This window comes from Streptomyces sp. NPDC033180 (assembly GCF_055577645.1).
Window position 1 is genome coordinate 78,984 of record NZ_JBVIPU010000009.1, and the last position, 26,983, is coordinate 105,966.

Below are 26,983 nucleotides of genomic sequence, written 5' to 3' on the forward strand. Positions count from 1 at the left end.
GGACCACTCGAACGTCTACGAAAGGTGTGAGCGTCCGCCCATGGGCGAGCCTCCTAGTACCCGACATCGCGCATTCGCCCTGTCCCTGCCCGATCATGGGACGGAGGTGACCCGATGACCGAAGTGCTCCTGCTCCTCGTGGCGGTGCTGCTCTCGCTGGCCTGCGGTGTCTTCGTCGCGGCCGAGTTCTCCCTCACGACGGTCGAGCGCAGCGAACTGGAGCGAGCCGCCGAGCGCGGCGAGCGCGGTGCCGCCGGCGCTCTCAAAGCCGTAAAGAACCTCACCTTCCAGCTCTCCGGGGCCCAGCTGGGCATCACCGTCACCAACCTGGTCGTCGGCATGCTCTCCGAGTCCTCCATCGCCAAGCTGATCTCGGGCCCGCTGCGCGCCATGGGCATCCCCACATCGGCGGCCTCGTCGATCGCCCTGGTCATCGGTACGGCCCTGTCGACGGTCTTCCTGATGGTCGTCGGCGAGCTGGTCCCCAAGAACTGGGCGATCTCGTCGCCGCTGGCCGTCGCCAAACGGGTGGCGACACCGCAGCGGCTCTTCAGCTCCCTGTTCCGCCCCTTCATCGCGCATCTGAACAACACCGCGAACCGCTCCGTACGCCGCTTCGGCATCCAGCCCACCGAGGAGCTGGCCTCCGCGCGCAGCCCCAAGGAGCTGGTGGCGCTCGCCCGGCACTCCGCCAAGGAGGGCTCCCTGGAGGCGGACACCGCCGAGCTGTTCGTCCGCACCCTGAACCTCGCCGACCTCTCCGCGGAGAACGTGATGACGCCGCGGGTCCAGGTCATGGCCCTCGACGTGATGGCCACCTGCGAGGACGTCGCGAACGCCACCCGGGCGACGGGTCTGTCCCGCTTCCCCGTCTACCGCGGCAACCTCGACTCGGTCGTCGGCGTCGCGCACATCAAGGACGTCCTGGCCGTACCGGCCGAGCGCCGCGCCCGCTTCCCCGTCGCCGAGCTGATGCGCGAGCCCCTCCTCGTACCGGAGTCGCTGACCGTCGACCGCCTGCTCGACCGGCTCTCCGGCAAGCGCACGATGGCCGTGGTCATCGACGAGTACGGCGGCACGGCCGGCGTCGCGACCCTGGAGGACATCGTCGAGGAGGTCGTCGGCGAGGTGCGGGACGAGCACGACCCGCACGAGACGCCCGACATCGCCCCCGACGGCACGGACGACGACGGCCGCACGCGGTACTCCGCCGACGGCTCGGCCCGCACCGACCAGCTGGCCCGCGTCGGCCTGCGCGCGCCGGACGGCCCGTACGAGACGCTCGCCGGGCTCGTCGCGACCGAGCTCGGCCGTATCCCCGCCGAGGGCGACAGCCTTCGGGTGGGCGGCTGGCGGCTCGACGTCGTGGACGCCCGCGGCCGCCGCGCGGCCCGCGTCCTGCTGCACGCGCCCCTGCACGACGACCACCAGGAGGAGGAGCGATGACCGCCATCCAGTTGCTGATCGGCCTGGCGACCCTCGTCGTCAACGCCTTCTTCGTGGGCGCCGAGTTCGCCCTCATCTCCGTACGCCGGAGCCAGATCGAGCCGTACGCCGAGGACGACGACCGGCGTGCCAAGAGCGTGCTGTGGGGCCTGCAGCACGTCTCCGCGCTGCTCGCCGCGGCGCAGCTCGGCATCACGCTGTGCACGCTGGTCCTCGGCATCGTCGCCGAGCCCGCGATAGCGCACATCCTGGAGCCGCTGTTCGACGGGGTCGGGGTGCCGCACGGTCTGGTCCACCCGATCTCGTTCGTCATCGCCCTGGCGCTCGCGACGTATCTGCACATGCTGCTCGGCGAGATGATCCCCAAGAACATCTCGCTGGCCGAGCCGGTGCGCACGGCTCTGCTGCTCGGCCCGCCGCTGGTCGCGATCGCGCGAGCGCTGCGCCCGGTCATCTTCGCGATCAACGCGTTCGCCAACGGCCTTCTGAAGCTGCTCAGGGTCGAGGCGAAGGACGAGGTGAGCGCGTCCTTCTCGGACGACGAACTCGCCCGGATGGTCAAGGACTCCGGCGACGCCGGCCTGCTCGACGACCGCGCCCAGGAGCGGCTGCACGACGCCCTGGAGCTGGGCCGCCGCCCCGTCAGGGATGTGGTGCTCCCGCTGGAGAGCGTGGTCTACGCCCGGGTGGGCGTGACGCCCGAGGAGCTCGAGCGGCTTTCGGCGGAGTCCGGTTTCTCGCGCTTCCCCGTCGTGGACGACGGCCGTCGCATCGTCGGCTATCTCCACGTCAAGGACGCGCTCGACCGGATGCCGCGCGATCTGCCGTTCCGGGTGCCGGACATGCGGAAGATCGCCCAGGTCCGTGAGACCACGCCGCTGGACGACGTGCTGACCGCGATGCGGGGCAGCCGCACGCATGTGGCGGCAGTGCTCGGCTCGGACGGCAGGCTGGCCGGCATGGTCACCATGGAGGATGTACTGCGGGAGCTGTTCGGTCAGCCCGTGTGAGCCGAGGGGGATGCGCACTGTGAGTCAACTCGTCCTGCGCGAGGTGTCGTACGGCTATCCGGAGCGGCCCGTGCTTCAGCGGGTCTCCCTCTCGGTGCGGCCCGGCGAGAAGGCGTGCGTCATCGGTGAGAACGGCTCGGGCAAGTCGACGCTGCTGCGGCTGATGGCGGGCGAGTTCGCGCCCGCCGACGGCGAGGTGGCCGTCGTCTCGGACGGCGGTACCGGCTATCTCGCGCAGACCCTGCGCCTTCCGCCGCACGCCACCGTGCAGGACGCGGTGGATGACGCGCTCGCCGAACTGCGGGACCTGGAGCGGCGGATCCGGCAGGCGGAGGAGTCGCTCGGCGCGGCGGGTTCGGCCGAACTCGCCGCGTACGGGGACCTCATCGCCGCCTTCGAGGCGCGTGAGGGCTACCGCGCGGATGCCCGCGTCGAAGCCGCCCTGCACGGCCTCGGCGTCCCGCACCTGGAGCGTTCGCGCACCCTGGGCTCGCTGTCCGGCGGCGAGGCCGCGCGCCTCGCGCTCGCCTGCGTCCTGGCTCCGCAGCCCGAGCTGCTCCTCCTGGACGAGCCGACGAACCACCTGGACGACCAGGCGCTCGGCTGGCTGGAGGAGCGGCTGCGTGCCCACCGGGGCACGGTCGTCGCCGTCACCCACGACCGTGTCTTCCTCGACCGCGTCGCCGAGGTGATCGTCGAGGTCGACGGCGACCGCGGGTCCGTTGCCCGCTTCGGCGGTGGCTGGCACGGCTACCTGGAACAGCGCGCCACGGCCCGGCGCCGCTGGGAGGAGCGCTACCGCGAGTGGAGCGACGAGGTCGAGCGGCAGGAGCGGCTCGCCGAGGGCGGCTCCAACCGGCTCTCGGTGGGCTGGCGGATGAGCGAGAGCCCCCGATTCGCGGGCCATCAGCGGTCGGTGGAGGGCCAGTTGTCCGGGATCGTGCGCAACGCGCGCGAGCGGCTGCGCAGGCTGCGCGCGGAGCCGGTGCCGCGCCCGCCCGACCCGCTGCACTTCACCCCGGGCGAGGGCATCGAGGGCGGCGGCCACCCCTTCGTACGCCCGGTCTCGTTGACGGACATCGCGGTGGGCGAACGCCTCTTCGTCGACCGCCTGACACTCGATCCGGGCTCGCGCACGCTGGTGACCGGGGTGAACGGCGCGGGCAAGTCGACGCTGCTCGGCGTCCTTGCCGGAGTGCTCGCCCCGGATCGCGGGGAGGTCCAACTCCCGGCCCGCATCGGGTACTTGCCGCAGGAGATCGAGCACATCGCGTACGAGGACACGGCGAGGCCGCTGCTCGAAGCGTTCGCGGCGGGCCTGGAGGGACTCCCCGAGGAGCACTCCCGAACACTCCTGTCCCTCGGCCTCTTCCGTGAGGAGGACCTGGTGGTGCCGGTGCGGGGGCTCTCCGTGGGCCAGCGCCGCCGCTTGGCGCTCGCACGCCTGGTGACGCGCCCGGCCGACCTCCTCCTGCTCGACGAACCGACGAACCACCTCTCCCCCGCCCTTGTCGAGGAGCTCGACGAGGCACTGGCGGGATACGGGGGCACGCTGGTCGTGGTGTCGCACGACCGGAGGCTGCGGGAGCGGTTCCGGGGCGCGCGGCTTTCGGTGGAGTCCGGCCGGGTGGTCAGCCCGTAGGCCGGCCGCGGGTGGAGGGAGTCTCCGTGATGCCGGGCCCGCGCGCCCCGGCGTTCGCGGCGCCGACCGCCGTCAGCACGGCCAGCAGCGTCGCCATCCCCGCGGTGGCGAGCGCCGCCTTCCATTCGACGTCCAGGAGGGTGGTCGCCCCGGCGACCAGGACGGCGGCCAGCGACTGCGCGAAGGTACGGAGCGCACGCTCCGCGGTGGCCTTCCAGAATCCAGCGGTCCACATCTCTGGCCCACCCTCTCGTGGTTGACGGCTCGACACTTGGCATACCGCTGTTGTGCGCCGCTGCCCAGATGGGGCGGTAGACGGGTCCGGCCGCACCCCGGCCACTGAGCCGTCCTCAGAGATCGAGCCGGTGGCCCGTCGTCGCGTCGACGTGGGGTGGGATGTCGTCGTGGCGGTCGCCGACTGTCGGGGTGCCTGTGGGCTCGAAGACGAGGATTCTGGCGCCCGTCGGGGCCGACGGCTTGTGCTCCGTGCCGCGCGGGACCGTGAAGACGGCGTCCTTGGGGAGGGTGACCGTGCGCTCACCGGCTGGCTCGCGCAGGGAGATGCGAAGTTCGCCTTCGAGGACCAGGAAGAACTCGTCGGTGTCGTCGTGGACGTGCCAGAGGTGGTCGCCCTCGACCTTGGCCACGCGTACGTCGTAGTCGTTGACGCGGGTGACGATGCGCGGGCTCCAGAGGGCGTCGAAGGAGGCCAGGGCCTTGCTGAGGGCGATGGGTTCGTTGCTCATGGGTCCAGCGTCCGCCGGTCACCGCCGCCCTCGTGAGTGGTAGAAATAGCGTATGTCGCAAGAATCCTCTCAGGTCGAGGCCTCCGAGGGGCAGGACGCCGAGGGAAGGGCCCCGCATCGCGTCGTCGTCATCGTCGACGCGAACTCCAACCCCTTCGAGCTCGGCTGCGCCACCGAGGTGTTCGGTCTGCGCCGGCCCGACCTCGGGCGTGAGCTCTACGAGTTCACTCTCTGCTCACCCGAGCCGCGCACCCTGATGCGGGACGGGTTCTTCACGCTCACGGGCGTCGCCGACCTGGGCGCCGCCGAGTCGGCGGACACCCTGATCGTGCCCAACCGGCCCGACATCGAGGTTCCCCGGCGCCCGGCCGTCCTCGACGCGGTGCGCCGGGCGCACGCCCGAGGCGCCCGGCTCGTCGGGTTCTGCAGCGGGGCCTTCACGCTCGCCGAGGCTGGGGTCCTCGACGGGCGCCGGGCCACCGCGCACTGGCAGTGGGCGGACGACTTCCGGGCCCGTTTCCCCGGCGTACAGCTCGAACCGGATGTGCTCTTCGTCGACGACGGCGACATCCTCACCGCCGCCGGCAGCGCCGCCGCCCTCGATCTCGGGCTGCACCTGGTCCGGCGCGACCACGGCGCCGAGGTCGCCAACGCGGTGAGCCGGCGCCTCGTCTTCGCATCCCACCGGGACGGCGGTCAGCGGCAGTTCGTGGAGCGGCCGGTGCCCGATGTGCCGGACGAGTCCCTGGCGCCGCTCCTCGCCTGGGCCCAGGAACGGCTCGACTCGCCCCTCTCCGTACCGGGACTGGCGGCGCGCGCCGCACTCAGCCCCGCCACCCTCCACCGCCGCTTCCAGGCCCAGCTGGGCACCACACCGCTGGCCTGGCTCACCGGCGAACGTCTCGCGCTGGCCTGCCGGTTGATCGAGCGGGGCGTGGCCCCCTTCGACACGGTCGCCCGCCGCAGCGGGCTCGGCACCACCGCCAATCTGCGCGCCCTGATGCGCCGCGAGACCGGCCTCGCCCCGTCGGCGTACCGGCGCCGCTTCGGACCCGCGCCGGACGCACGGTGAGCGGGCTCAGCGCCGCCGGTGTGCGCCGCGGCCGCGGGCGACCGCCTTCGCGTCCTTCTTGAACGCCCACTCCATGTCGGGTTCCATCGCGAACCGGAAGAGGCGCTGCACCGGTGGCGTGCAGAGCACGGTGATGAGGGTCGCCGCGCCGAGGGTGACGGTGATCTCGCCGAGCGGAGTGTGCAGCCAGTCGAGGTCGTACCAGTCCCAGAAGCGGGAGCCCTTGGCGATGAACCCGTGCAGCAGATAGCCGTAGAGCGTGCCCGCGCCCAGCGCGGTGAACCAGAGCCTTCGGCCCGGCACCCAGGCGAAGAAGCACGCGACGAGGACCGCCGAACAGCCGAACATCGCGAGCGTCATCACTCCACCGGCCCAGCCGGGCGCCGCCAACTCCTGTGCGCTGTCCCGGCGGTAGAACCACGCGGCGTTCATGCGCGGCGCCGCCCAGTACGCGAACAGCAGGGCCCCCGCGAAGACGGGCAGCGCCAGGATGCGGGCCTCCCGGCGGCGCACGATCTTGAAGTGCTCGGGCTTCAGGCACAGACCCAGGACGAAGAACGGCAGGAACTGCAGCACCCGTTGCAGGTCCAGGTCGTCGCCGATATCCGGCGAGACCGAGGCGAGCACGGCGATGGCGAGCGCTATCGGCAGGGGCCAACGCACCACCTTCCAGAGCGGGGTGGTGAGCCGCCAGACGAAGAGCGCGACCAGGAACCAGGTGAGGTACCAGGGGTCGAGCAGGCTGATGGGGTACGTCGGGTCGTCGCCCGCCCAGCGCTTGAAGAAGGTGTACGCGACTTCGAAGATGACGTAAGGCACGGCGATGCCCGTCACCAGACGCCTGAGGCGACCGGGGCTCGCGTCGAAACTCCGCGAGAAATAGCCGGAGATGACGATGAACGCCGGCATGTGGAAGGTGTAGACGGTGATGTAGAGCGCGGCCGCCGCCCGGCTGTCGCCGCGCAGGGGCTCCCACGCGTGGCCCATCGCGACCAGCACGATCGCCAGGTACTTGGCGTTGTCGAAGAACGAGTCCCGGCGCTTGACCAAAGGCTCCGGCGCCACGGCGGGGGCCGCCGGAGCCTTGGGAGGCGCACTGCGCGCGGCGGGCAGCGGCGCCCGCAGCGCCTCGGCCCGGTTCATCGAACGGACAGGCTCACTCACGGGACCTCCCGGGGGATCCCGGGCCCGCGGTCTCGCGTCTTACGTCCGATGCGGGTGCTACACCTGTGTAGAACATCACGGGCACCCTAGCCACCGGAGCCCCCGCGCGTACAGTCGCGCCACCTGTGAATCAGCCGAGTGCCGCCGGAGAGGGACCCACCAGCTCGGACAGCACGTCCTCCATGGTGACGAACCCGAGGACCGTGCCGCTCTCGCCGGTGACCGCGGCCAGGTGACTGCCCGCGGCCCGCAGCGCCGTGAGGGTGTCGTCGAGCGGCGTGTCGATGTGCACCCGCGTGACCACGTGCAACACACCGCGCGGGAAGGGCTGCTCCCGCTCCGCGATGCCCAGGGTGTCCTTGATGTGGAGGTAGCCGAGCAGGGTGCCGCCCGGTCCTGTCACCGGGAAGCGGGAGAAGCCCGCGTCCGCGGCCACGCGCTCCAGACGCTCCGGGGTGACGGAGTCCTCGACGGTGCGCATCTTGGCCGTCGGCACGAGGATCTCGCCGACCGGCCGGGTGCCGAGCTCGAGCGCGTCGCGCAGCCGCTCGCCGTCGGCCGCCGAGAGGAGCCCGGCAGCGCTGGAGTCGACGACCATCCGGGCGAGCTGGTCGTCCGTGTAGACGGACTCGACCTCGTCCTTCGGTTCGACCCTGAGCAGTCTCAGCAGGGTGTTGGCGAAGGCGTTGATACCGAAGACGACCGGCCTGAGGGCGCGGGTGAGGGCGACGAGCGGCGGGCCGAGCAGCAGGGCGGTCCTCGCGGGGGCGGCGAGCGCGATGTTCTTGGGGATCATCTCCCCGATCAGCATGTGCAGATACGTCGCCACGGTCAGGGCGATGACGAAGGCGAACGGGTGCACCAGGGCGTGCGGGATGTGGACCGCCTCGAAGGCGGGCTCCAGGAGGTGCGCGATGGCGGGTTCGGCGACCGCGCCGAGCACCAACGAGGAGACAGTGATGCCGAGTTGGGCGGTGGCCATCATCGCGGAGATGTGCCGCAGGCCCCACAGGGTGATGCGGGCGCGCTTGTCGCCCGCCTGGGCGCGGGGTTCGATCTGGCTGCGGCGTACGGAGATCAGGGCGAACTCGGCGCCGACGAAGAACGCGTTGGTGAGCAGGGTCAGGGCGCCGATGGCGAGCTGGAGCGTGGTCATCGCGCCTCCTCCACGGCCTGGCGCGGCACCTGGAGCGCCGGTTCGGTGATGCGGATCCGGTCGGCGCGGTGGTGCTCGACCGTCAGGACGGCCAGTCGCCAGCCGTCGAGGTCGACGGCGTCACCCTCGGCCGGGATGCGGGTCAGCCGGGTGGCGATCAGTCCTGCCACGGTCTCGTACGGTCCTTCGGGCGCGGTGAGGCCTATCGCGGCGAGCTGGTCGATCCGGACGCTGCCGCCGGCCTCCCAGACGGTACGTCCGTCCGGGGCGGCCTGGGCGGGCAGCAGGTCGGGGACCTCGACGGGGTCGTGCTCGTCGCGGACCTCGCCGACGACCTCCTCGACGATGTCCTCCACGGTCGCGACACCGGCCGTGCCGCCGTACTCGTCGATGACCACGGCCATCGTGCGGGTCTGACGCATCCGCTCCAGAAGCCGGTCGGCGGGCAGGCTGTCGGGCACGAGCAGGGGCTCGGCGGCGAGGTCGGTGACCGGGGTGAGCTGCCGCTTCTCCGGGGGCAGGGCGAGCACGTCACGGATGTGCACGGTGCCGATGACCTCGTCCAGGCTGTCGCGGAAGACGGGGAAGCGGGACAGGCCCGTGGCGTGCGTCAGGTTCGCCGCGTCGGCGGCCGTGGCGTGCGCCTCCAGGGCGCGTACGTCCACCCGCGGGGTCATCACGTTCTCCGCGGTCAGCTCGCTCAAGTGCAGGGTGCGGACGAACAGTTCGGCCGAGTCCGCCTCCAGGGCGCCCTCGGCGGCCGAGCGTCGGGCGAGGGCGATCAGCTCCTCGGGGGTGCGCGCGGAGGCCAGTTCCTCCGCGGGTTCCAGGCCGAAGCGGCGTACGACGTGGTTGGCGGTGTTGTTCAGGTGCCGGATGAACGGGCCGAAGGCCGCGGTGAAGCCGCGTTGCGGCGTTGCCACCACCTTGGCGACGGCCAGCGGCCGGGAGATCGCCCAGTTCTTCGGCACCAGTTCGCCGACGACCATCAGGATCACGGTGGACAGGGCCACGCCGAGCAGGGTGGCCGTGGTCGGGGCTGCACCACCGAGTCCGGCCGCCTCCAGCGGGCCGCGCAGGAGGGCCGCGAGGGACGGTTCGGCGAGCATGCCGATCACCAGTGACGTGACGGTGATGCCGAGCTGGGCGCCGGACAGCTGGAGGGTGAGGCGCCGGACCGCCTTCAGGGCGCCTTCGGCACCCCGCTCCCCCGCCTCGACGGCGCGCTCCAGGTCACCGCGCTCGACAGTGGTCAGGGAGAACTCGGCCGCCACGAACACCGCGCAGGCGAGCGTGAGGAGCAGGGCGAGCAGCAGAAGCAGGAGCTCGGTCACCGTGCCACCCCCGTTCCCTCGCGCTCGGACAGCGGGCGGGGCATGGCACGGTTCGTACTGGGAGGCTCACCCATTGCGGGTCCGTGGCTCCTTCTCGTACTCGTACGAAGTGTCGTACGAGGGCGGTGGCGTGGAAGCGGTAGGGCTTCTACAGCCACTGTAAAGGAACGGCAAAGCGCGGCGGCAGGGTTCCGGGGGTCGGGAACGGGGCTAGAGCGGGGTGGCCGCGTGCAGGATCAGGACCATCGTCACCGCGGAGTTCGCCGACGACATGGCGGAGGCCGCCGCCCCCGCCGCCGCGGCCCACGCCGCGAGCCCCACCGCGGTGAACACGGAAGGCCAGCTGCGCGCCGCGGGAGCCGGGCCGAGCAGGGCGGCGACCCGGCGCGGCACGGGCCCCGGCGCGGCGAGTCCGGCCAGGGTCGGGGCCGGGGCGCCCCGGGAGTGCAGAGCCGCCTTGCCGATCGCGCGGGCGACGGTCCTGCGGTCGCCGACGGAGTGGGCGGCGGCCTCGTCCGCCCAGCGCTCGGTCGTGTAGGACACGGCCGTACGCAGCGGGCGCAGGAACGGATTGGCGCGCGCGGCCAGCTGCACGGCGAGCAGGTAGCGGTGGTGCCGGGTCGCGAGGTGGGCGCGTTCATGGGCGAACAGGGCGCGGCGCTCGGCGGGTTCGAGGCCGTCGAGCAGGGCGGTGGTGACCACGACCCGGTCGCGGTCGCCGCCGGGGAGCGCGTACGCGTAGGGCACGTCGTCGGGCAGGACGGCGACGGCGGTGCCGGGAAGACCGGCAAGGGCGCGGTGGGCGCGGCGGCGTACCTGGCGGTGGCGCCACAGGGTCCTGCCGCACGCCACGGCCACGGCGAGCAGCCCCGGAATGGCAAGGCGCCCGGCGACCTCGTCGTACGGGACGGCGGCGCGCACCTCGGGGTCCGACCAGCCGTCAGGCAGCGGGTTCCCGGGCAGTTGCGCCGTGCCCACGACCATCAGCAGGCCCAGGCACAGGGTGCTGCAGAGCGCCATGATCGCGGCGACCACCGTGAGCAGTCGGGTGGCGCTGCGCGGGTGCAGACGCTGCTCGGCGAGCCGGGCCACCGGCCAGGCCGTCAGCGGAAGCACCAGCGGCAGAAGGACGAACATCCCCATGGCGGTTCAGGCGTCCCTCTCCGCCTCGTCCTGCCGCAGCAGCTCACGCAGCACCTGTTCGTCGCCCGGCGGCAGCGCGGTGAGGAAGCTGGCGAGGACCGCCTCGCGATCGCGCTCGCCGTCGAGCACCTTGCGCATCTTGCGTGCCGCGAGGCCCGCCTCGTCGGCCGACGGTGTCCAGGCGAAAGAGCGGCCCGCGCGCTCGCGGGTCACCGCGCCCTTGTCCAGGAGGCGGCTCAGGATCGTCACGACAGTCGTGTACGCGAGGTCAGCGCCGAGCCGCTCCTGTACCCAGCCCGCGGTCGCGGGGCCCTCCGCCTCGCGCAGCGCCGCCAGGACCTGCGCCTCCAGCTCACCCTGCCCCCGTCGCCGGGAACGCCCCCGCTGCTCCGCCACACCCGTCTCCCTTCCACTGCCCTGTCGTCCACTGCCCTGTCGTCCGGGACGAGGCTAACGCCCGCCCGTGGTGCGCCGCCGGTCGGCTGTTCGCAGACGGGCGGGGCGACCTGCCGTGCCCCGCTCGTCGGTGCTGCTTGTTTGTTCGAGACGTGATTGAGGCATCGCGCCCCGCCCGCGCCGGCAGCGGCCGGGGCGCGGGTGCCGTGTGGGGGCTCCTGAGACCTGGCCCGGGCCGTCCGCCGTGAGACGGCGGTGTGAGCTGACACCCTGCGCGCCGCATGGGCCCCGGGAGCCGGTCGGTTGACGCACTCGGCGCCCCGAAAGAACGGACATGCGCACGCGCGCCGGTCGGCGCAAAAGGCCCATTGCGGCACTTGTCCGGCGGCAGTAGAAGAAGCATTGACCCTAAACGTTGCGGCCGCGGCGTCGGAAAGGCATCACATCTCAGCTCTCAGAGAAGCCGGGTGATCCAGCATGCCGCAAGACCCGCACAGCGCAGTGACCAACGAACCCGACGACGGCTCCGTGACCCTGGCCCCCGAGCAGGAAGCGGTACTCCAGCCCGCGTCCGAGGGGACGCAGGGCGAAGCACAGCACTCGACGGGCGAGGGCCTTGAGCACGTCGAGGGCTACCGGCGCCCGGAGCACTTCGCTCCGGAGGCGTGGACGGCCCCGACCGCCGCGCTGCCCGACATCGGCGAGGCGTCCTTCGGCCCGCCGCCCCTGGCTCCGGAGACCGTGCACGGTCCCGATGACCGTACCCAGATCACCAACACCAGCGTGTATCCGTGGCGGGTGCACTGCTACCTGCTGATCACGGCCCGCGACAACGCCCTCTACCAGGGCACCGGCTGGCTCCTCGGACCGCACACCCTCGCCACCGCGGGCCACTGCGTCTACATCAAGGGCAGCGGCGTGGCGGGCCGGGACGGCTGGGTGAAGAGCATCCAGGTCATGCCGGGCCGCAACGGCGCCTCACTGCCCTACGGCAGCATCACGTGCACCAGCTTCCGTTCCGTGACCGGCTGGACGGAGAACGGCGACGAGAACTTCGACTACGGCGCCATCATCACGCCCTCCAACATCGGCGCGACCACGGGCTGGTTCGGCTTCGGCGTCTGGTCGGACTCGGACCTGCTCAAGGCCACCGGGAACATCGCCGGCTATCCGGGCGACAAGCCGCCGGGGACACTCTGGTACGCGGCACGCGGGATCGACTCGGTCGCCGCGCGCAAGGTGTACTACGACATCGACACCGCCGGCGGGCAGAGCGGCAGCTCCGTCTACCGCATCGACAACAACAACCGCTACGGCTTCGCCATACACGCCTACGGCGGGGCCCGCGTGAACTCGGGGACCCGGTTCACCACACCCGTCTTCAACAACTACGTGGCGTGGAAAGCGTGAGCACATCCCGATGAGCGAGAGCAGGCCCGCAATGGAGATCACCGGCATCGTCCGCACCGCGTCGGGCGCCCCGGTGACAGGCGCCCACGTCCTGTTCACGAAGGGGCCACGGCCCCTGCCGGACATCGCCGCCGTGACGGACGCCGAGGGGCGGTTCTCTCTCGCCGCCCCCGCAGCGGGCCAGTACACGCTCACGTGCCGGGCGGACCCGCTCTCGGGCCCGCCCGGCACGGCAGAGACCACAGTCCGCGTCGAACAACCGGCGGATGCCGCTCCGCCGGTGCCGCTGCGAGTGGATCTGACCGTCCGATGAGGAGCGCCGGCGGGGCCGACCGGCAGCGGTGGACGTGCGTGGTGCGCGAGTCCTGTCTAGCGTCACGTGCATGAACACTGTCCCGCAGCGTTTCGAGATCCTGCTGGTCCCCGGGTTCACGGGGGACGGCGCGAGTACGACCGATGCCCGCGGCGCCCTGCGCTCGGCCGTCGTGGTGGCCACCGGCGAGACCGGGTCCTCCGGGTTCCCCCGGTACGCGGGTGACGGCATGGAGGCCGACATCGATCCCGAAACCCGCACCGTCGAGGCGCTCCTGGTCGACGGGTCCGAGCTGGACTACGGACTCTCGGTGCGGGTCGCGGAGGCGTAGGAGGGTCGGGCCGGCCCGGTCACGGCGGCGGGGCCGGCTCACCGGCCAGACGTGCCAGCGCGTGCGCGAGCCCCGGCGGTGAGCCGCCCGCAGCGGGTCCGACCACGCCCGCGGCGGAGACGGCCCCCACCACGGCGTCGCCCGAGTGGACCAGGATGTGGCTGGGCGGCTGGAGTTGGCGTGCCTGGTCGATGACCGTCGCGGCATCTCCGGCGAAGCGGGCGCTGAGGTCGATGACCAGGACGTCCGGCAGCAGTGCGCGGGCCCGTGCCATGGCGAGGAAGCTGTCGTCCGTCTGGGAGATGACGTACACGCCGGGGACGGCCTCGATCTGCGGGATCAGGTCCATGGCCCGGTGATCGGCGGCCAGCACCAGCACGGTCAGCACTTCGCACTTGCCCTTCGCGTGGTCCAGGTTTCACCGGCACTCGCCGTACGGCGGTCTCGACTTCACCGATCGTTTGAGCATGTCATCCGATGCGGCGGATCCGGCGACCTCGGGAGCGCGGGCGTGTCGACGCTCCCGAGCCGGGTGGGGCGCCCCTGGGCCGACTGATTGCCGAACATGGGGGTACTCGGCCGCCATGCCAAATCGGAAGCAGTCGTTCGACCGCTGATCGCAGACGCCCCGATCGGTGCCCACGTCGCGTGGGTGCCCACCGGCCGGCTTCAGCGCCGAACGACCACGAAACCAGCTGAACGGACCACGAGTTCAAGGGAGGCAGCCATGATCACCGCCGTCATCATCGCCGTGGTCGTCATCGCAGCAGCCGCCGTCCTCTTCGTCGGACTGCGGCGAGCCCGGGGCGGCGGACGCAGCCTGAAGCATCGCTTCGGGCCCGAGTACGACCACACCGTCGCCCGTCACGACGGGGACGTACGGGCAGCCGAACAGGAGCTCCGCGAGCGCGTACGACTCCACGGCTCCGTCAAGGCCGAGCCCCTGCCGCCCGGCGCGCGCGAGCGCTATGTGGCGCAGTGGGCCGGCGTCCAGGAGCAGTTCGTCGAATCACCGCAGCAGGCCGTCGTCGAGGCCGACGCTCTCCTTGCCCGCCTGGCCAGGGACCGGGGCTTCCCCGACGGTGAGCGCTTCGATGAGCAGGTGGCCGCGCTCTCCGTCCACCATGCGCACTCCGTCCACGGATACCGCAAGGTGCACACGGCGACCCGCGGGCAGGGCGGCACCGAGGAAATGCGCGAGGCCATGGTCGAGGCGCGACGCCTCTTCGAGGCACTGGTCGCCGAGCACACGGTCGACTCCACCCGGCACGGCCGGCAGTCCACCGCCGACCGCGGCCACACCCCGTGGGCACTGCCCCGGCGTCACGCGAAGGGAAGTGGCACGTCATGACGGACGCCCAGCACCTCACACCGCGCGAGCAGGCCATCGGCAGCGGCGCCCCCGCTCCTGCCCCCGGCCACGCCGCGCCCCCCTCCCCCGCCACCGGCTCCCACGCCACAGGCACCCCCACCACCGGCACCCACGCCACCGAATCCGGCCCGGTGCTCCTTCCGCAGGACGAACGGGACAAGTTCGGCCTGCGGCTCCAACAGGCTCTCAGCACCTTCGTCGAGAGCCCGCGCCAGGCGGTGGAAGAGGCTGACGGCCTCTTCGACGACGCCGTCAGGCACCTGACCGAAACCCTCACCGAACGACGGCGCACGCTGCGCGCGGGCTGGCAGGGCCACGACACCGAGGCGCACACGGAAGAACTGCGCCTCGCGCTGCGGCAGTACCGGGAGGCCACGGAACGGCTCCTGAGCATCTAGGCGTGCCGCGCGCCCAGGCGCGAGACACAACTGGACACCGGACATCCGGCGAACGTGTACCACGGGCCGGGTCAGCCGTTGGGCAGGACGACTGCCCGACCGCTGACCCGGCCTTCGTGCAGGTGCTCGTACGCCTTGGGGGCGTCGTTCAGTGCGTACGTCTCCACATGGACGTCGATCACGCCGGAACGGGCCAGGTCGAGTACCTCGATCAGCTCGGCCCTGCTGCCCCAGTACGGGACGCGGACCGCCGCGTCGTAGGGGATCGTGCCGAAGCCGACGGACGCGGCTCCGCCGCCGATGCCGACGATGGTGACGTCCGCCTCCACCGCCGCGCACGCGGTCGCCGTGACGACGGTGGGCGGCACGCCGACGAAGTCGAACACCGCCTGGGCGCCGAGGCCGCCGGTCAGCGCACGGACCTTCTTCGCCGCACGCTCGTCCGACAGGACGGTCTCATGAGCACCGACCTGGTGAGCCAGTCGCAGCTTCCCGTCGGTGACGTCGAGGGCGATCACCCGTGCCGGGGTCAGCGCGCGCAGCAGCTGGATGGCGACGTGCCCCAGGCCGCCCGTGCCGATGACCACGGCGGTGCTGCCGGGGGTCAGCTTCGGCAGGGACGTCTTGATGGCGTGGTACGGGGTCAGGCCCGCGTCGGTGAGCGGCACGGCGGTCACGGGGTCGAGGCCGTCCAGCGGGACCAGATGACGGACGTCGTCCACGATCATGTACTCGGCGATGGCACCGGGAGCCCCCAGTCCGGGCGGAAAGATGCCGAGCTCGGCGGCGCGCGTGCAGTAGTTCTCCTTGCCCCGCGCGCACATCAGGCAGGCTCCGCAGCCCCACGGCCCATAGACGGCCACGGCGTCGCCGACCTCGAAGCCGGCGGCGCCCTCGCCCAGCGCGGCGACGGTTCCGGCTCCCTCATGGCCGAGGGTGAGCGGCAACGGGAAGGCCAGCGCCTCGGCGGGCCAGCTCATCAGCGCGATGTCGGAGTGGCAGACGCCCGCGGCGGTGACCTTCACGAGCACCTGGCCGGGGCCCGGCTCCGGCCGCGGGACGGTGACCACCTCGGGAGCGGCGCCGACGCTGCGGTACTGGACGGCCTTCATCTCGGCGGGCATGCCGGGGCCTTCTTGCGCTGACATGTGGGATGCCTCTTCTCGTTCCGCGTACTGGACGCCTGATGTCCCCCTGCGTGCATGTATGCCCGTGCTGACGGGGTGATCAGCCGCCGTCGATCAGGTGACAGCCGGTCGGCCGCGGTCGTGGTGAAACCCCTGCCCGAGGTCCTCGCCCACCTCGGCGCTACTCAACAGGCCCCAGCTGCCCCCAAGTTGATCGGTACTATGGAAAACCTAAGTGCCTGCTATCAACGGGGAAGGCGGCCGACCCGCATGACACGCAGCTATGACCAGTCCTGCCCGGCGGCGCGGGCCCTGGACGTCGTCGGCGGCCGGTGGTCCCTGCTGATCGTGCGCGAGCTGCTGCTCGGCCCCCGGCGCTACACCGACCTCCTCGCCGGACTGCCCGGCATCGGCCCCAACGTCCTGGCCGAACGGCTGCGCGCGCTGCGCGAGGCGGGCATCCTCAGCCAGGCCAAGCTGCCGCCCCCGGCGCCGTCGGCGGTCTACGAACTGACCGAACTCGGCGCCGCCATGCGCCCGGTGCTCGATGAGCTCACCCGCTGGGGCATGCGACTGCCGACCGCGCCCCGGCCGGGCGACACCTTCCGGCTCAGCTGGGTGCTCGGCTGTCTGCGCGCCAGCTTCCGGCCCGAACAGGCCGGCGGTGTGCGGGAGACGTACGAGTTCCGGGTGGACGGCGACGCGTTCCACCTCCGGGTCGACGACGGCGTGCTCGACATCCGGCACGGCAGCGCCGCGGACGCCGTCTGCGCCATCACGACCGACCTCGGGACGTTCCTCGCCATCGGCGCCCGCCTCGTGGACGTCGAGGACGCCGCCGCACGCGGTCTCGCCCGGCTGGAGGGTGAACTCCCGGCCGCCGCACGGGCGATCGCCATCCTCGGCGCGCACCCCGAGGCCACCGGTGGCCGCCACGGCATCGTCGGAGCCGTCGGCGCCTCGTTCCGCCCGGACCGCGCTCTTGGCGTACGCGAGACCTACGAGTGGGTGATCGGGGATCTCGTCTTCCACGCCCGCGTCGACGACGGCACCGTCGAGACGGGCCTCGGCCCCGCGCCGGACGCGGCCGCGACACTCGTCACCGACCTGGGCACCCTGCTCCAGCTGGGCGCAGGCTCCCTGCCGCTCGAGGACGCCCTCAGCGCCCAGGTCATCGAGGTCGACGGCGACCTGGAGGCGGCACTGCGGATGGCGGACGTCTTCGGCGTGGTCCGCGCCGACCGCTCGGCTGCCACTCCCTGAAAGACGCGGCTCTCCGCCTCTCCCCCTTACGACGACGGCGGGCCCCGGCGGATCGAAATCCGCCGGGGCCCGCCGTCAGGTGCGTACGACCGGTGAGCGGTGTCAGTCCGTGCCGGACTCCATCGCGGCGCGGTCCAGCATCGACTCCTCTTCCGTGGTCTCGCCGCGCGAGGCGATCGCCTCCGCGCCGCCGCCGTCCATGGCGCCGATCAGACCGGTCGACGCGGCCTGCGCGGCACCGATCGGCGTCGGATGGCCGGAGCCGACCAGGCCGAGGCCCGCGTACTGCTCCAGGCGCGCACGGGAGTCGGCGATGTCGAGGTTCCGCATGGTGAGCTGACCGATCCGGTCCACCGGACCGAACGCCGAGTCCTCGGTCCGCTCCATCGAGAGCTTGTCCGGGTGGTAGCTGAACGCGGGGCCCGTGGTGTCGAGGATCGAGTAGTCCTCGCCGCGCCGCAGCCGCAGCGTCACCTCTCCGGTGATCGCCGCGCCGACCCAGCGCTGCAGCGACTCGCGGATCATCAGCGCCTGCGGGTCCAGCCAGCGGCCCTCGTACATCAGCCGGCCGAGGCGCCGGCCCTCGTTGTGGTACGCGGCCAGGGTGTCCTCGTTGTGGATCGCGTTGACCAGGCGCTCGTAGGCGATGTGCAGGAGCGCCATGCCGGGCGCCTCGTAGATGCCGCGGCTCTTGGCCTCGATGATCCGGTTCTCGATCTGGTCGGACATGCCGAGGCCGTGCCGGCCGCCGATCGCGTTGGCCTCCATGACGAGGTCGACCGGGGAGGAGAACTCCTTGCCGTTGACCGTGACCGGGCGGCCCTGGTCGAAGCCGATCGTCACGTCCTCCGTGTCGATCTCCACCGACGGGTCCCAGAACCGCACGCCCATGATCGGGTCGACGGTCTCAAGGCCGGTGTCGAGGTGCTCGAGGGTCTTGGCCTCGTGCGTGGCGCCCCAGATGTTGGCGTCCGTGGAGTACGCCTTCTCCGTCGAGTCGCGGTAGGGCAGCTGGTGCGCGAGCAGCCACTCCGACATCTCCTTGCGGCCGCCGAGCTCCGTGACGAAGTCCGCGTCCAGCCAGGGCTTGTAGATCCGCAGGTGCGGGTTGGCGAGCAGCCCGTACCGGTAGAACCGCTCGATGTCGTTGCCCTTGAACGTGGAGCCGTCGCCCCAGATCTGCACCCCGTCCTCCAGCATCGCCCGCACCAGGAGCGTGCCGGTCACGGCACGGCCGAGCGGCGTGGTGTTGAAGTACGGACGCCCGCCCGACCTGATGTGGAAGGCACCGCACGCGAGCGCCGCGAGCCCTTCCTCGACCAGCGCCTCACGGCAGTCGACGAGCCGGGTGATCTCGGCGCCGTACGCGGAGGCACGGCCGGGCACGGAGGCGATGTCGGGCTCGTCGTACTGACCGATGTCGGCGGTGTACGTGCAGGGGACGGCGCCCTTGTCACGCATCCAGGCGACGGCGACCGAGGTGTCGAGACCGCCGGAGAAGGCAATGCCGACGCGCTCGCCGGTGGGGAGGGAGGTGAGGACCTTGGACATAGGAAGAGTATGCATGACTTCGCATGACCATGCAACGTCGTGCGCGTGCGCGGTTCAACTGCTCGGCAATACCGCTGGTGACAGGCCATATCTCCTTAATGCTTAGGATGTGCAAGTGCTTGGATACCGCATCACGACGACCACCGCCGACGACCTCGGCGCCGCGCGAGCCGTCATGCTCGACACCGTCTACCACGACTTCGGCACGGGATACGTGCCGCGCTGGCACGGCGACATCATCGACCTCGACGGCGCGTATCTGAGACCCGCCCGCCACACCCTGCTCGTCGCGGTGGACGAGCGCGACGGAGCGGTCGCCGCCACCGCAGCCCTCGACTCCCGGGGCCCCGCACACCCGCCGAATCCGCGCTGGATCGCCGAACGCTTCCCTTCGGGCGAGACGGCGCAACTGCGACGCGTCTACGTACGGGCCGAGCACCGGCGCCGCGGCCTTGCCCGGCAGCTGGTCGGCCAGCTGTTGGACTTCGCCGCGACGGACGGCGGATACCGGTCGGTCTATCTGCACACCGACCCGGCGGTGACCGGCGCCGAGGGCTTCTGGCGCTCCCTGGGGAAAGTGGTACACGACGAGCGCGAGGACTCCGGCACATCACGCGTCATGCATTTCGAAGTACCCATGCGGCAGCCGTAAGCCCACCCCCTCTCCCGGGCACGCCCATGACCCCCGCCTCATTAATGGAAATGGTTGTCATGTAACCTGTGGCCGCACTTCCGGACACCCCCACCCCGAGAACGAGGACCATGCGCTCCGTCGGCCCCCGGCCCCTCCCCCTCATAGCCGGCCTGCTCGTCGCCCCGCTGCTCGCCGGCTGTTTCGCCGCCAAGAACGACGCGTCCGGCGACACCGCGGAAGGCGCCCGGCTGAAGGTCGCGCTGGCCTTCCCTCCCTCCGAGAACTTCTCCCCGTACGGCGCCGACGCCACCCTCCTCAGCCGTCTCGGCGTCACCGAGGGTCTGACCGAACTGGACGCGAACGGCGCCGCCGCCCCGGCGCTCGCCGCGTCCTGGAAGCAGGAAAGCGACCGCGGCTGGCTGTTCACCCTGCGCCAGGCCGAGTTCCAGGACGGCACCCGCGTCACACCTGCCGCCGTCGCGTCGGCCCTCACCCACGCGGGCAGGGCCGAGCCCGTCACCGCCGCGCTGTCCGGGGCATCGCTCACCGCCGAGCCCGTCGGCGACGACCAGGTCCGGATCACCACCAAGGCCCCCGATCCCGCGCTGCCGCTGCGCCTGTCGAGCCCCGGCCTCGCCGTGCTCTCCGCGAAGGCGTACGAGAAGGGGGACAAGGCCAACCCGGTCGGCACCGGCACGGGGCCTTTCGAGCTCACGAAGACCACCGGCGCCACCGCGGCCACCCTCGACCGCTTCGACGACTACTGGGGCGGTCGCGCGCAGGCGTCCGGCGTCGACGCGCGGTTCATCGCCGACGGCACCGCGCGCACCAACGCCCTGCGCACCGGCGACGTGGACATCGCCGAGGCTGTCCCCGTCTCGCAGGCCGCCTCACTCGACGAGGGGCACGGCCGCGAGACCGCCACGGCACGCACCACCGCGCTCCAGCTCAACACGGAGAAGGGTGCCTTCAAGGATCCCGGCCTGCGCGCCGCGGCCCGCGCCGCGATCGACACGTCCGCGCTCGCCAAGGACGTCTACGAGGGCCACGCCGACACCGGCAAGGGCATCTTCGGGCCCGCCCTGAACTGGGCCGAGGGGAAGCGGCACAAGCCCGGGGGACAAGCGCGGGCCACCTCGCCCGGCGGCAAGTCCATCACCCTGGCCACGTACGACAACCGGCCCGAGCTCCCCGAGGTCGCCCAGGTGCTCAAGCAGCAGCTGCAGAAGGCCGGGTTCAAGGTGACGCTGGAAGTGCGGGAGTCCTCCCGTATCGAGGGTGACGCGCTGGCCGGGAAGTTCGACGCGTTCGTCGGCGCCCGCAACACCATGCTCGACACCGGCGACCCCGTGTCGGTCCTCGCCAGCGACTACACCTGCGACGGCAGCTACAACCTCTCCCAGCTGTGCGACACCTCCGTCGACAAGGCCGTACGGAAGGCCGAGAACACGGCCGACACCGCGACGCGGCAGGACGCGACCATGGCCGCCGAGTCCGCGATCCTCGGCACCGACGCGGTCGTGCCGCTGGTCCACCAGCGGATCATCACGGGCGTCGGCGGCTCGGTGCGGGGCGAGATCCTCGACCCGTACGAGCGGACGCTGGTCGGTACCGGCACCAGGCGCTGAGGGCCCCATGCGAAAAGGGTTCGTCCGCGGACCGGCGCTGTTCTGGCGCGTGGTCATCGCCGTCGCGCTGCTGTGCCTGATCGGTCTGCTGCCCTGGCTTTCGCGCACCGACCCGGCGCTCACCGTGCTCAAGGCCCGGGCGGCGGAGCGCACCCCCACCCCCGAGGCCGTGGCGGCCGTGCGCGCCCAACTCGGCCTGGACGAAGGACCGTTGCATCTGCTCGCCCAGTGGACGGGCGGGCTGCTGCGCGGGGACGCCGGGCAGTCGTGGATCTCCGGTGAAGCGGTACTGCCCTCCGTGGCGCAGGCCCTGGGTGTCTCGTTGCTACTCATGTCCGCGGCGCTGGTGGCGGCCGTCGTGGCCGCGGGCGCGGTGTGTTCGCGCACCCTGTGGCTCGGCTCCCGCCGTCGGCTCTCCGGACGCGGGCACTCGGGCGGCGGGGCCGCGGTCGTCGCGGCGATGCCCGAGTTCCTGACCGCATCGGTGCTCGCCACCGTGGTCGGCGTGCAACTGGCCTGGCTGCCGGCGCTCGGCTGGTACGGGCCCCAGTGGCTCGTGCTGCCCGCGCTCTCGCTCGGTCTTCCCGCCGGGGCGCTGCTCGGGCGGCTCCTCGACGACCTGCTGCCCGGCGCCTTCGCCGAACCCTGGGCGCGCGCCGCCGCGGCCCGCGGCATCCCGCACGGACGCATCGCGCGCCAGGCGCTGCGCCGCTGCGTCCCCGGACTGCTGCCGAACGTCGGTCTGTTCGTCGTGGGCCTGACCGGTGGCGCGGTCGCCGTGGAGCAGGTCTTCGACATCCCCGGGCTCGGTCGCACCACCCTGCAGGCCGCGGTGGCGCAGGATCTGCCCGTCCTCCAGGCCGGCACGCTCGCGCTCGTCCTGCTCGCCGCCGTGGCGGGCGCTCTTTTCCGCCTCGCGTCCCGGCTCACGAGCGGCCCCGCGCTGCGCGACGGAGCCCTGCCCACGCTGCACCTTCCCGAGCCGCCCGCGCCCAGTCGGCTGCCGTTCCTGTACGCCGGTGTGCTGCTCGGCGTCATCCTGTTGAGCCTGGCCCGGGATCCTCTCGCCCTGGACACCGCGGCCCGGCTCCAAGCACCGTCCTGGGCGCACCCGTTCGGCACCGATGCCCTGGGGCGCGATGTGCTGGCCCGGGTCGGGCACGGCGCGCTCCACACCCTCGCGCTGGCCCTGGGGATCAGCGCCTTCGCGCTGGTGGCCGGCGTCCTGCTCGGTCTTCTGCCCCGGTTCTCCGGCCCTCTTCTCGACACGCTCAACGCGATACCGCCGACGCTCGCGGGTCTCCTCGTCGCCGGGGTCGCGGGCAGCGGAGCGGCCACCCCGGCGATCGCCGTGGCCGTCGTCGCCTGGGTTCCGCTCGCCGCCCATACCGCCGCCCTGCTCCTCCAGGAGCGCGCCACGCTCCACCTGACGGCGACGCGGAGTCTGGGCGCAGGCCGTCGGCACCAGCTCCGGCACCATCTGCTGCCCGCGGTGCTGCCGCCCGTCACCCGCCACGCGCTGCTGCGGCTCCCCGCCGTCGCGCTGGCCCTGGCAGCCCTCGGCTTCCTCGGCCTCGGCGCGCAGCCCCCGTCCCCCGAGTGGGGTCTGCTGCTCGCCGAGAACCAGCCCTACGCCGAACGCGCCCCCTGGGCCCTGCTCGCTCCGGCAGCCGCACTCGCTCTCCTCGGCGCTCTCGCGGTGACGGCGGCGGGTGGAGTACCGATCCCCCGGTGGCCGCGGCGCAGGGGCCGACCCGAAGAGCACCCTCGCGTGGTGGACATACCGCCCACCGAGCGGGAGTTGACCACGGCCGGGACGGTTGCCCGGTGAGCAGTCGACATCAGCTGTCCTCACCCGCGCGGCTCCGGAACGCGAAACGCTCACACCGCGAACGCACCTGGCCGCACCTGTCGCCGCTGCTTCGCCTGCTGATCCTGACCCAACTCGCCTTCAATATCGGCTTCTTCGCCGTGCTGCCCTTCCTGGCCGAGCACCTGGGGGCGGCGATCGGCATGGCGGGCTGGCTGGTCGGACTCGTGCTCGGCCTGCGGACGTTCAGCCAACAGGGGCTCTTCGTCGTGGGCGGCGCCCTGACCGACCGGTACGGCGTACGGCCGGTCGTGCTCACCGGCTGCCTGCTGCGGATCGCCGGTTTCGCCTGGCTCGGCTACGCGCAGCAGACCTGGTCGGTCATCGGCGCGGTCCTCCTGATCGGCTTCGCCGCCGCCCTGTTCTCCCCCGCCGTGGAATCCGAAGTCGCCCGGCAGGCAGTGCTCTGGGAGGAGTCGGGGAGCGGCCCGCGCACCCGCGTCCTCGCCCTGCTCACCGTGGCGGGCCAGGCCGGCGCGTTCCTCGGTCCGCTCCTCGGCGCACTGCTGCTCTCCGTCGACTTCCGCACCGTGTGCCTGGCCGGGGCCGGGGTCTTCGTCCTCGTCCTTGCCGGGCACCTGTGGCTGCTGCCCCAGCACATCCCGGGGCGCGAGCGGATCCGGGTACGAGGAGGTGTGGGTGAGTTGCTGCGCAACCGCCGCTTCCTGGCGGTGTGTTGTGCCTACGGCGCGTATCTCCTGGCGTACAACCAGCTCTACCTCGCCCTCCCCCAGGAGGTGGAGCGCGCGGCCGGGTCGCAGGCGCCGCTCGCCTGGCTGTTCGCCCTCTCCTCCCTGCTCGTGGTGACCACGCAGCTCCCGGTCACCCACTGGGCCGCGGGACGGCTGGACGAGCGGCGCTCCATGGCGGCGGGGCTCGCCCTCATCTCCGCGGGGTTCGCCGTGGTGGCCGTCGCGCGGCCTGCCGCGTGGGCCGGGGTGGCCGGGCTGCTGCCCGCCGCCGCCTTCGTCGTCCTGCTCACCCTCGGCCAGATGCTGGTGGCCCCGGCCGCCCGCGCCTGGGTCCCCGACCTCACGCCCGACGGCAGGCTGGGCCTCTACACCGGCGCCCTGTCATCGGTCTCCGGCCTGATCGTCCTGGCGGGCAGCGCGGCGACGGGCTCGCTCCTGGACGCAGGGCTGCCCCCCTGGGCGCCGTGGCTCGCCCTCGCCGCGATCCCGCTCCTGGCCATGACGCTCCTGCCCGACCGTGCCCCGCGCCGGTCAGCCCGCTGAAGCGCCAGGCACTACCGAAGCCATGTAAGCCGCCAGCTCCTCGGGCGTGCGCGGGCCGTCTTCCGCCCCGGCCAGCAGGCCCTTCGTCCGCAGCAGTTCCGTGACGGCGATTCCCCACGGCAGGCGGAGGCCCGCCTGGGCCAGGAGTTCTTGCTGGGCGAGCATCCGCGCCACCGGTCCCGTGCGCACTCCCGACGGCGTGAGAAGCGCCGCGTCGTCGGCCCAGCGCAGGGCCAGGTCCACGTCGTGGGTGGCCATCACCACCGTCGTCCCCGCGTCCCGCAGGCCTTGCAGAGTGGCCAGGAGGCGTTCCTGGCCGTCGGGGTCGAGCCCCGCGGTCGGCTCGTCGAGGATCAGGACGCGGGGGCGCATCGCCACGGCACCCGCGATGGCCGTCCGCTTCCGCTGACCGTAGGAGAGGAGGTGGGTGGGGCGGTCCGCCAGGGCGCTGATGTCGAGCGCGGCGAGCGCCTCTGCGACGCGGGCGCGCACCTCGCCGTCCGGCAGCCCCAGATTCAGCGGCCCGAAGGACACGTCCTGCTCGACCGATGCGGCGAACAGCTGGTCGTCGGGGTCCTGGACGACCAGCTGAACGGTGGTGCGCAGCCGGGTGAGCCCCTTGCGGTCGTATGTCACGGGAGCACCCCCGAGCGTCAACTCGCCCTGGTCCGGGCGCAGTCCGCCGCTCAGTAGCCGCATCAGGGTGGTCTTGCCGCTGCCGTTGCGGCCGAGGAGCGCGAGCGCACGGCCCTCGGTGACGTCGAAGTCCAGACCGCTGAGCACGGTGGGCCCGTCGTCGTACGCGTAGGAAGCGCCGCGCAGAGCGACCAAGGGCCCGCTCGGCTCGCGAGGAGCGCTGGGCTCGCTCGGCTCGCTCATGGAAGAAGCCTTTCCAGTACGAGGGTGAGGGCCACCAGGCCCATGAGGAGGACCGTGCTGGCGGCCACGAAGCTCCGTGAGATCCGGGCGTCGGGCACGAGCACCCGCAGGGTTCCGTCGTACCCGCGGCCGGCGAGCCCGGCCTGGAGCCGGCCCGCCCGGTCGAAGGCCCGCACAAACGCGGTGGCGCCAAGTCCGCCGAGGGAGCGCCAGGTGGCGGCCCGGGTGGTGTGGCCGAGGCGCGCGGCCTGCGCCTGCCGGATCCGGCTCATGGAGTCCAGGAGCAGGAAGCTCATCCGGTACATGACGAGTGCCACGTCGACGACCGGCGCCGGTACACCCGCCCTCACCAGGCGGGGCAGCAGGTCCGACAGAGGCGTGGTGAAGGCGAACAGCAGGACGCCGAGCGAGGCCGCCGATGTGCGCAGGAGCAGTCCGGCCGCCCGCGCGGGTCCGCCGTCGGCGAGCGTGACGAACCCTTCGGGTCCGCCGAGTTGGACGAGCAGGGTCAGGGCGCCGGTGACGCAGAAGCCGAGCGGTACGCGGTAGGCACGCCACAGTGTGCGCGGCGGCACTCCGGCGGGCCCGAGCAGCACGGCGAGCGCGGCGACGAGGACGAGGGCGGCACCCGGCCAGGGCGGCAGGGACACGGCCACGACCGTGAGGCCGAGCCCGAGCACGGCCTTGTCCACGGGGTGGCGGCGGCGCCAGCGACTGCTGTGCGCCGCCGCGTCGATGGGCAGCAAGGGGGGTCAGACCTGTTCGGTGTCGGCCCGGGTGCTCTGAGCGTCAGCGGTCTTCTCCGCGGGCGCCCCCTCGGTTTCGGCCCGCGCGATCTCCGCGCCCTGGCGGCGCCCCTTGCGCAGACCGAAGTAGTACGCGAGGACACCCGCGCCCAGCGCCGCCTGCAGCGCGAAGAGCGCCGACTCGACCTCTCCGGAGGGGGGTTCGTACAGCGGTGAGAACCACGGCTCGTAATCCGGCTTGATCTCCGTGATCGCGGTCTCGGCCTGGGCGTCGGCCCCGGCGAACGGCTCCTTCTCGTCGTCGCCGAGCCCGAGCGCCAACGGCAGCACCGCGAGGGCGGCGACGATGAGGAGGAGCAGAGTGTTGATCTTCGCGTTCCGACTCATCAGGCGCTGGCCCCCGTCTCCGTCGTCTTGGTCGTCTCGACCGTCTTCGGGCCCTGCCGCTTGCCCTGGAGCAGCACGCCGAGCCGCGTGAGCTCGCCCTTGCTGGACTGCACGAGCAGCCGCATCACGATGACGGTGAGCAGCCCCTCGCTGACCGCGAGGGGGATCTGCGTGACGGCGAAGATGCCGCCGAACTTGCCCAGGGCGCCGAGGAATCCGCTGCCGGGGTCGGGGAAGGCCATGGCGAGCTGGACGCTGGTGACGCAGTACGTGGACAGGTCGGCGACGAACGCCCCGAAGAACACGGCGACCATGAGCGGCACGTCATACCGCTTCAGGAGCCGGTAGACGGCGTATCCGGCCCATGGCCCGATGATCGCCATGGAGAAGACGTTGGCGCCGAGTGTGGTGAGCCCGCCGTGGGCGAGCAGCAGTGCCTGGAACAGCAGCGTGATGGTGCCAAGCACCGTCATGATCGGCGGCCGGAACAGGATCGCGCCGAGCCCGGTCCCCGTCGGATGCGAGCAACTGCCCGTGACGGATGGGATTTTCAGCGCGGAAAGGACAAAAGTGAAGGCTCCGGAGGCGCCCAGGAGCAGGGTGCTCTCCGGGTGTTCCTTGACCTCACGGGTGAGGGAGCGGACTCCGTGGACGACAAACGGCGTGGACGCAACGCCCCAGGCGATCGCGTGCGCCGGTGGGAGGAAACCCTCGGCTATGTGCATGGCTA

Annotated in this window: 28 protein-coding genes; 14 read left to right on the top strand and 14 right to left on the bottom strand. The window is 72.2% G+C overall.

Annotated elements, in window-relative coordinates; genetic code table 11:
- Positions 1-114 precede the first annotated feature (114 nt).
- The 3 genes from ACZ5WE_RS23855 to ACZ5WE_RS23865 are packed head-to-tail and all read left to right on the top strand — an operon-like array spanning position 115 to position 4,098.
- The gene (locus ACZ5WE_RS23855; protein ID WP_467691990.1) at positions 115-1,446 is read left to right on the top strand and encodes a hemolysin family protein; all 1,332 of its coding nucleotides are present in this window, start codon (positions 115-117) and stop codon (positions 1,444-1,446) included.
- Entirely contained in the window at positions 1,443-2,456 is a 1,014-nt protein-coding gene (locus tag ACZ5WE_RS23860) for a hemolysin family protein (RefSeq protein WP_467691991.1), read from the top strand. The genes ACZ5WE_RS23855 and ACZ5WE_RS23860 overlap by 4 nt, the downstream gene beginning before the upstream one ends.
- A 10-nt stretch (positions 2,457-2,466) precedes the next feature.
- On the top strand, positions 2,467-4,098 hold the full coding sequence (locus ACZ5WE_RS23865; RefSeq protein ID WP_467691992.1) for an ABC-F family ATP-binding cassette domain-containing protein: 1,632 nt from the start codon (positions 2,467-2,469) through the stop codon (positions 4,096-4,098).
- Here ACZ5WE_RS23865 and ACZ5WE_RS23870 read toward each other — a convergent pair.
- Complete coding sequence (locus ACZ5WE_RS23870; RefSeq protein WP_467691994.1) at positions 4,088-4,333, bottom strand: holin; 246 nt, start codon at positions 4,331-4,333, stop codon at positions 4,088-4,090. The genes ACZ5WE_RS23865 and ACZ5WE_RS23870 overlap by 11 nt on opposite strands.
- Before the next feature lie 115 nt (positions 4,334-4,448).
- Positions 4,449-4,844 carry a cupin domain-containing protein gene (locus tag ACZ5WE_RS23875; protein ID WP_467691996.1) on the bottom strand — a complete coding sequence of 132 codons (396 nt, stop codon included), beginning with the start codon at positions 4,842-4,844 and terminating at the stop codon, positions 4,449-4,451.
- 52 nt (positions 4,845-4,896) lie between these two features.
- Here ACZ5WE_RS23875 and ACZ5WE_RS23880 point away from each other — a divergent pair, with 52 nt between their 5' ends.
- Complete coding sequence (locus ACZ5WE_RS23880; RefSeq protein ID WP_467691997.1) at positions 4,897-5,916, top strand: GlxA family transcriptional regulator; 1,020 nt, start codon at positions 4,897-4,899, stop codon at positions 5,914-5,916.
- A 6-nt stretch (positions 5,917-5,922) separates the two neighbouring features.
- Here ACZ5WE_RS23880 and ACZ5WE_RS23885 read toward each other — a convergent pair whose 3' ends face one another.
- The 5 genes from ACZ5WE_RS23885 to ACZ5WE_RS23905 form a co-directional block, all read right to left on the bottom strand.
- On the bottom strand, positions 5,923-7,059 hold the full coding sequence (locus tag ACZ5WE_RS23885; protein ID WP_467692334.1) for an acyltransferase family protein: 1,137 nt from the start codon (positions 7,057-7,059) through the stop codon (positions 5,923-5,925).
- Between the two features lie 151 nt (positions 7,060-7,210).
- Entirely contained in the window at positions 7,211-8,236 is a 1,026-nt protein-coding gene (locus ACZ5WE_RS23890) for a hemolysin family protein (protein WP_467691999.1), read from the bottom strand.
- Entirely contained in the window at positions 8,233-9,570 is a 1,338-nt protein-coding gene (locus ACZ5WE_RS23895; RefSeq protein ID WP_467692000.1) for a hemolysin family protein, read from the bottom strand. Before ACZ5WE_RS23895 ends, ACZ5WE_RS23890 begins: the two co-directional genes overlap by 4 nt.
- 210 nt (positions 9,571-9,780) lie before the next feature.
- The gene (locus tag ACZ5WE_RS23900; RefSeq protein ID WP_467692001.1) at positions 9,781-10,713 is read right to left on the bottom strand and encodes a M56 family metallopeptidase; all 933 of its coding nucleotides are present in this window, start codon (positions 10,711-10,713) and stop codon (positions 9,781-9,783) included.
- 6 nt (positions 10,714-10,719) lie between these two features.
- Complete coding sequence (locus ACZ5WE_RS23905) at positions 10,720-11,109, bottom strand: BlaI/MecI/CopY family transcriptional regulator (protein ID WP_467692002.1); 390 nt, start codon at positions 11,107-11,109, stop codon at positions 10,720-10,722.
- Positions 11,110-11,586: 477 nt separating this feature from the next.
- Between ACZ5WE_RS23905 and ACZ5WE_RS23910 the strand changes: the two genes are divergently transcribed.
- The 3 genes from ACZ5WE_RS23910 to ACZ5WE_RS23920 all read left to right on the top strand — a co-directional run bounded on the left by ACZ5WE_RS23910 (position 11,587) and on the right by ACZ5WE_RS23920 (position 13,163).
- The gene (locus ACZ5WE_RS23910; protein ID WP_467692004.1) at positions 11,587-12,519 is read left to right on the top strand and encodes a trypsin-like serine peptidase; all 933 of its coding nucleotides are present in this window, start codon (positions 11,587-11,589) and stop codon (positions 12,517-12,519) included.
- A 10-nt stretch (positions 12,520-12,529) separates the two neighbouring features.
- The gene (locus ACZ5WE_RS23915; RefSeq protein WP_467692006.1) at positions 12,530-12,832 is read left to right on the top strand and encodes a carboxypeptidase-like regulatory domain-containing protein; all 303 of its coding nucleotides are present in this window, start codon (positions 12,530-12,532) and stop codon (positions 12,830-12,832) included.
- Positions 12,833-12,902: 70 nt separating this feature from the next.
- The gene (locus ACZ5WE_RS23920) at positions 12,903-13,163 is read left to right on the top strand and encodes a hypothetical protein (RefSeq protein WP_467692008.1); all 261 of its coding nucleotides are present in this window, start codon (positions 12,903-12,905) and stop codon (positions 13,161-13,163) included.
- Positions 13,164-13,182: 19 nt separating this feature from the next.
- On the opposite strand, the gene ACZ5WE_RS23925 is transcribed toward ACZ5WE_RS23920, so the two are convergent.
- Complete coding sequence (locus ACZ5WE_RS23925; protein WP_467692010.1) at positions 13,183-13,551, bottom strand: response regulator; 369 nt, start codon at positions 13,549-13,551, stop codon at positions 13,183-13,185.
- A 339-nt stretch (positions 13,552-13,890) separates the two neighbouring features.
- Between ACZ5WE_RS23925 and ACZ5WE_RS23930 the strand changes: the two genes are divergently transcribed.
- The gene (locus tag ACZ5WE_RS23930) at positions 13,891-14,514 is read left to right on the top strand and encodes a hypothetical protein (protein WP_467692011.1); all 624 of its coding nucleotides are present in this window, start codon (positions 13,891-13,893) and stop codon (positions 14,512-14,514) included.
- Positions 14,511-14,933 (top strand): hypothetical protein, encoded by a 423-nt coding sequence (locus ACZ5WE_RS23935; RefSeq protein WP_467692012.1) that lies wholly within the window; start codon positions 14,511-14,513, stop codon positions 14,931-14,933. The genes ACZ5WE_RS23930 and ACZ5WE_RS23935 overlap by 4 nt, the downstream gene beginning before the upstream one ends.
- Positions 14,934-15,004: 71 nt before the next feature.
- Here ACZ5WE_RS23935 and ACZ5WE_RS23940 read toward each other — a convergent pair whose 3' ends face one another.
- Positions 15,005-16,045: an NAD(P)-dependent alcohol dehydrogenase gene (locus ACZ5WE_RS23940; protein WP_467692336.1), complete on the bottom strand. Its 1,041-nt coding sequence runs from the start codon at positions 16,043-16,045 to the stop codon at positions 15,005-15,007.
- A 285-nt stretch (positions 16,046-16,330) separates the two neighbouring features.
- Here ACZ5WE_RS23940 and ACZ5WE_RS23945 point away from each other — a divergent pair, with 285 nt between their 5' ends.
- Positions 16,331-17,323, top strand: coding sequence for a winged helix-turn-helix transcriptional regulator (locus ACZ5WE_RS23945; protein WP_467692013.1), 993 nt, complete (start codon positions 16,331-16,333; stop codon positions 17,321-17,323).
- Positions 17,324-17,425: 102 nt separating this feature from the next.
- Here the strand turns inward: ACZ5WE_RS23945 and argG are convergent, their stop codons facing one another.
- On the bottom strand, positions 17,426-18,874 hold the full coding sequence (gene argG, locus ACZ5WE_RS23950) for an argininosuccinate synthase (RefSeq protein WP_467692015.1): 1,449 nt from the start codon (positions 18,872-18,874) through the stop codon (positions 17,426-17,428).
- Positions 18,875-18,983: 109 nt separating this feature from the next.
- Here argG and ACZ5WE_RS23955 point away from each other — a divergent pair, with 109 nt between their 5' ends.
- The 4 genes from ACZ5WE_RS23955 to ACZ5WE_RS23970 all read left to right on the top strand — a co-directional run bounded on the left by ACZ5WE_RS23955 (position 18,984) and on the right by ACZ5WE_RS23970 (position 24,241).
- Positions 18,984-19,526, top strand: coding sequence for a GNAT family N-acetyltransferase (locus tag ACZ5WE_RS23955; protein WP_467692017.1), 543 nt, complete (start codon positions 18,984-18,986; stop codon positions 19,524-19,526).
- 110 nt (positions 19,527-19,636) lie between these two features.
- The gene (locus tag ACZ5WE_RS23960) at positions 19,637-21,136 is read left to right on the top strand and encodes an ABC transporter substrate-binding protein (RefSeq protein ID WP_467692019.1); all 1,500 of its coding nucleotides are present in this window, start codon (positions 19,637-19,639) and stop codon (positions 21,134-21,136) included.
- A gap of 7 nt (positions 21,137-21,143) precedes the next feature.
- A complete protein-coding gene (locus tag ACZ5WE_RS23965) occupies positions 21,144-22,967 on the top strand; it encodes an ABC transporter permease subunit (protein WP_467692020.1) in 1,824 nt (607 codons plus the stop codon).
- A gap of 77 nt (positions 22,968-23,044) precedes the next feature.
- Positions 23,045-24,241: an MDR family MFS transporter gene (locus ACZ5WE_RS23970; protein WP_467692338.1), complete on the top strand. Its 1,197-nt coding sequence runs from the start codon at positions 23,045-23,047 to the stop codon at positions 24,239-24,241.
- Here the strand turns inward: ACZ5WE_RS23970 and ACZ5WE_RS23975 are convergent.
- Genes ACZ5WE_RS23975 through ACZ5WE_RS23990 form a run of 4 tightly spaced genes read right to left on the bottom strand, consistent with a single transcriptional unit; the run spans position 24,230 to position 26,978 of the window.
- On the bottom strand, positions 24,230-25,120 hold the full coding sequence (locus tag ACZ5WE_RS23975) for an energy-coupling factor ABC transporter ATP-binding protein (RefSeq protein ID WP_467692022.1): 891 nt from the start codon (positions 25,118-25,120) through the stop codon (positions 24,230-24,232). The genes ACZ5WE_RS23970 and ACZ5WE_RS23975 overlap by 12 nt on opposite strands.
- A complete protein-coding gene (gene cbiQ / locus ACZ5WE_RS23980; RefSeq protein ID WP_469157298.1) occupies positions 25,117-25,866 on the bottom strand; it encodes a cobalt ECF transporter T component CbiQ in 750 nt (249 codons plus the stop codon). The genes ACZ5WE_RS23975 and cbiQ overlap by 4 nt, the downstream gene beginning before the upstream one ends.
- 6 nt (positions 25,867-25,872) lie before the next feature.
- Positions 25,873-26,253, bottom strand: coding sequence for an energy-coupling factor ABC transporter substrate-binding protein (locus ACZ5WE_RS23985; protein ID WP_467692026.1), 381 nt, complete (start codon positions 26,251-26,253; stop codon positions 25,873-25,875).
- Complete coding sequence (locus tag ACZ5WE_RS23990) at positions 26,253-26,978, bottom strand: energy-coupling factor ABC transporter permease (RefSeq protein WP_467692028.1); 726 nt, start codon at positions 26,976-26,978, stop codon at positions 26,253-26,255. Before ACZ5WE_RS23990 ends, ACZ5WE_RS23985 begins: the two co-directional genes overlap by 1 nt.
- Between the last annotated feature and the right edge of the window lie 5 nt (positions 26,979-26,983).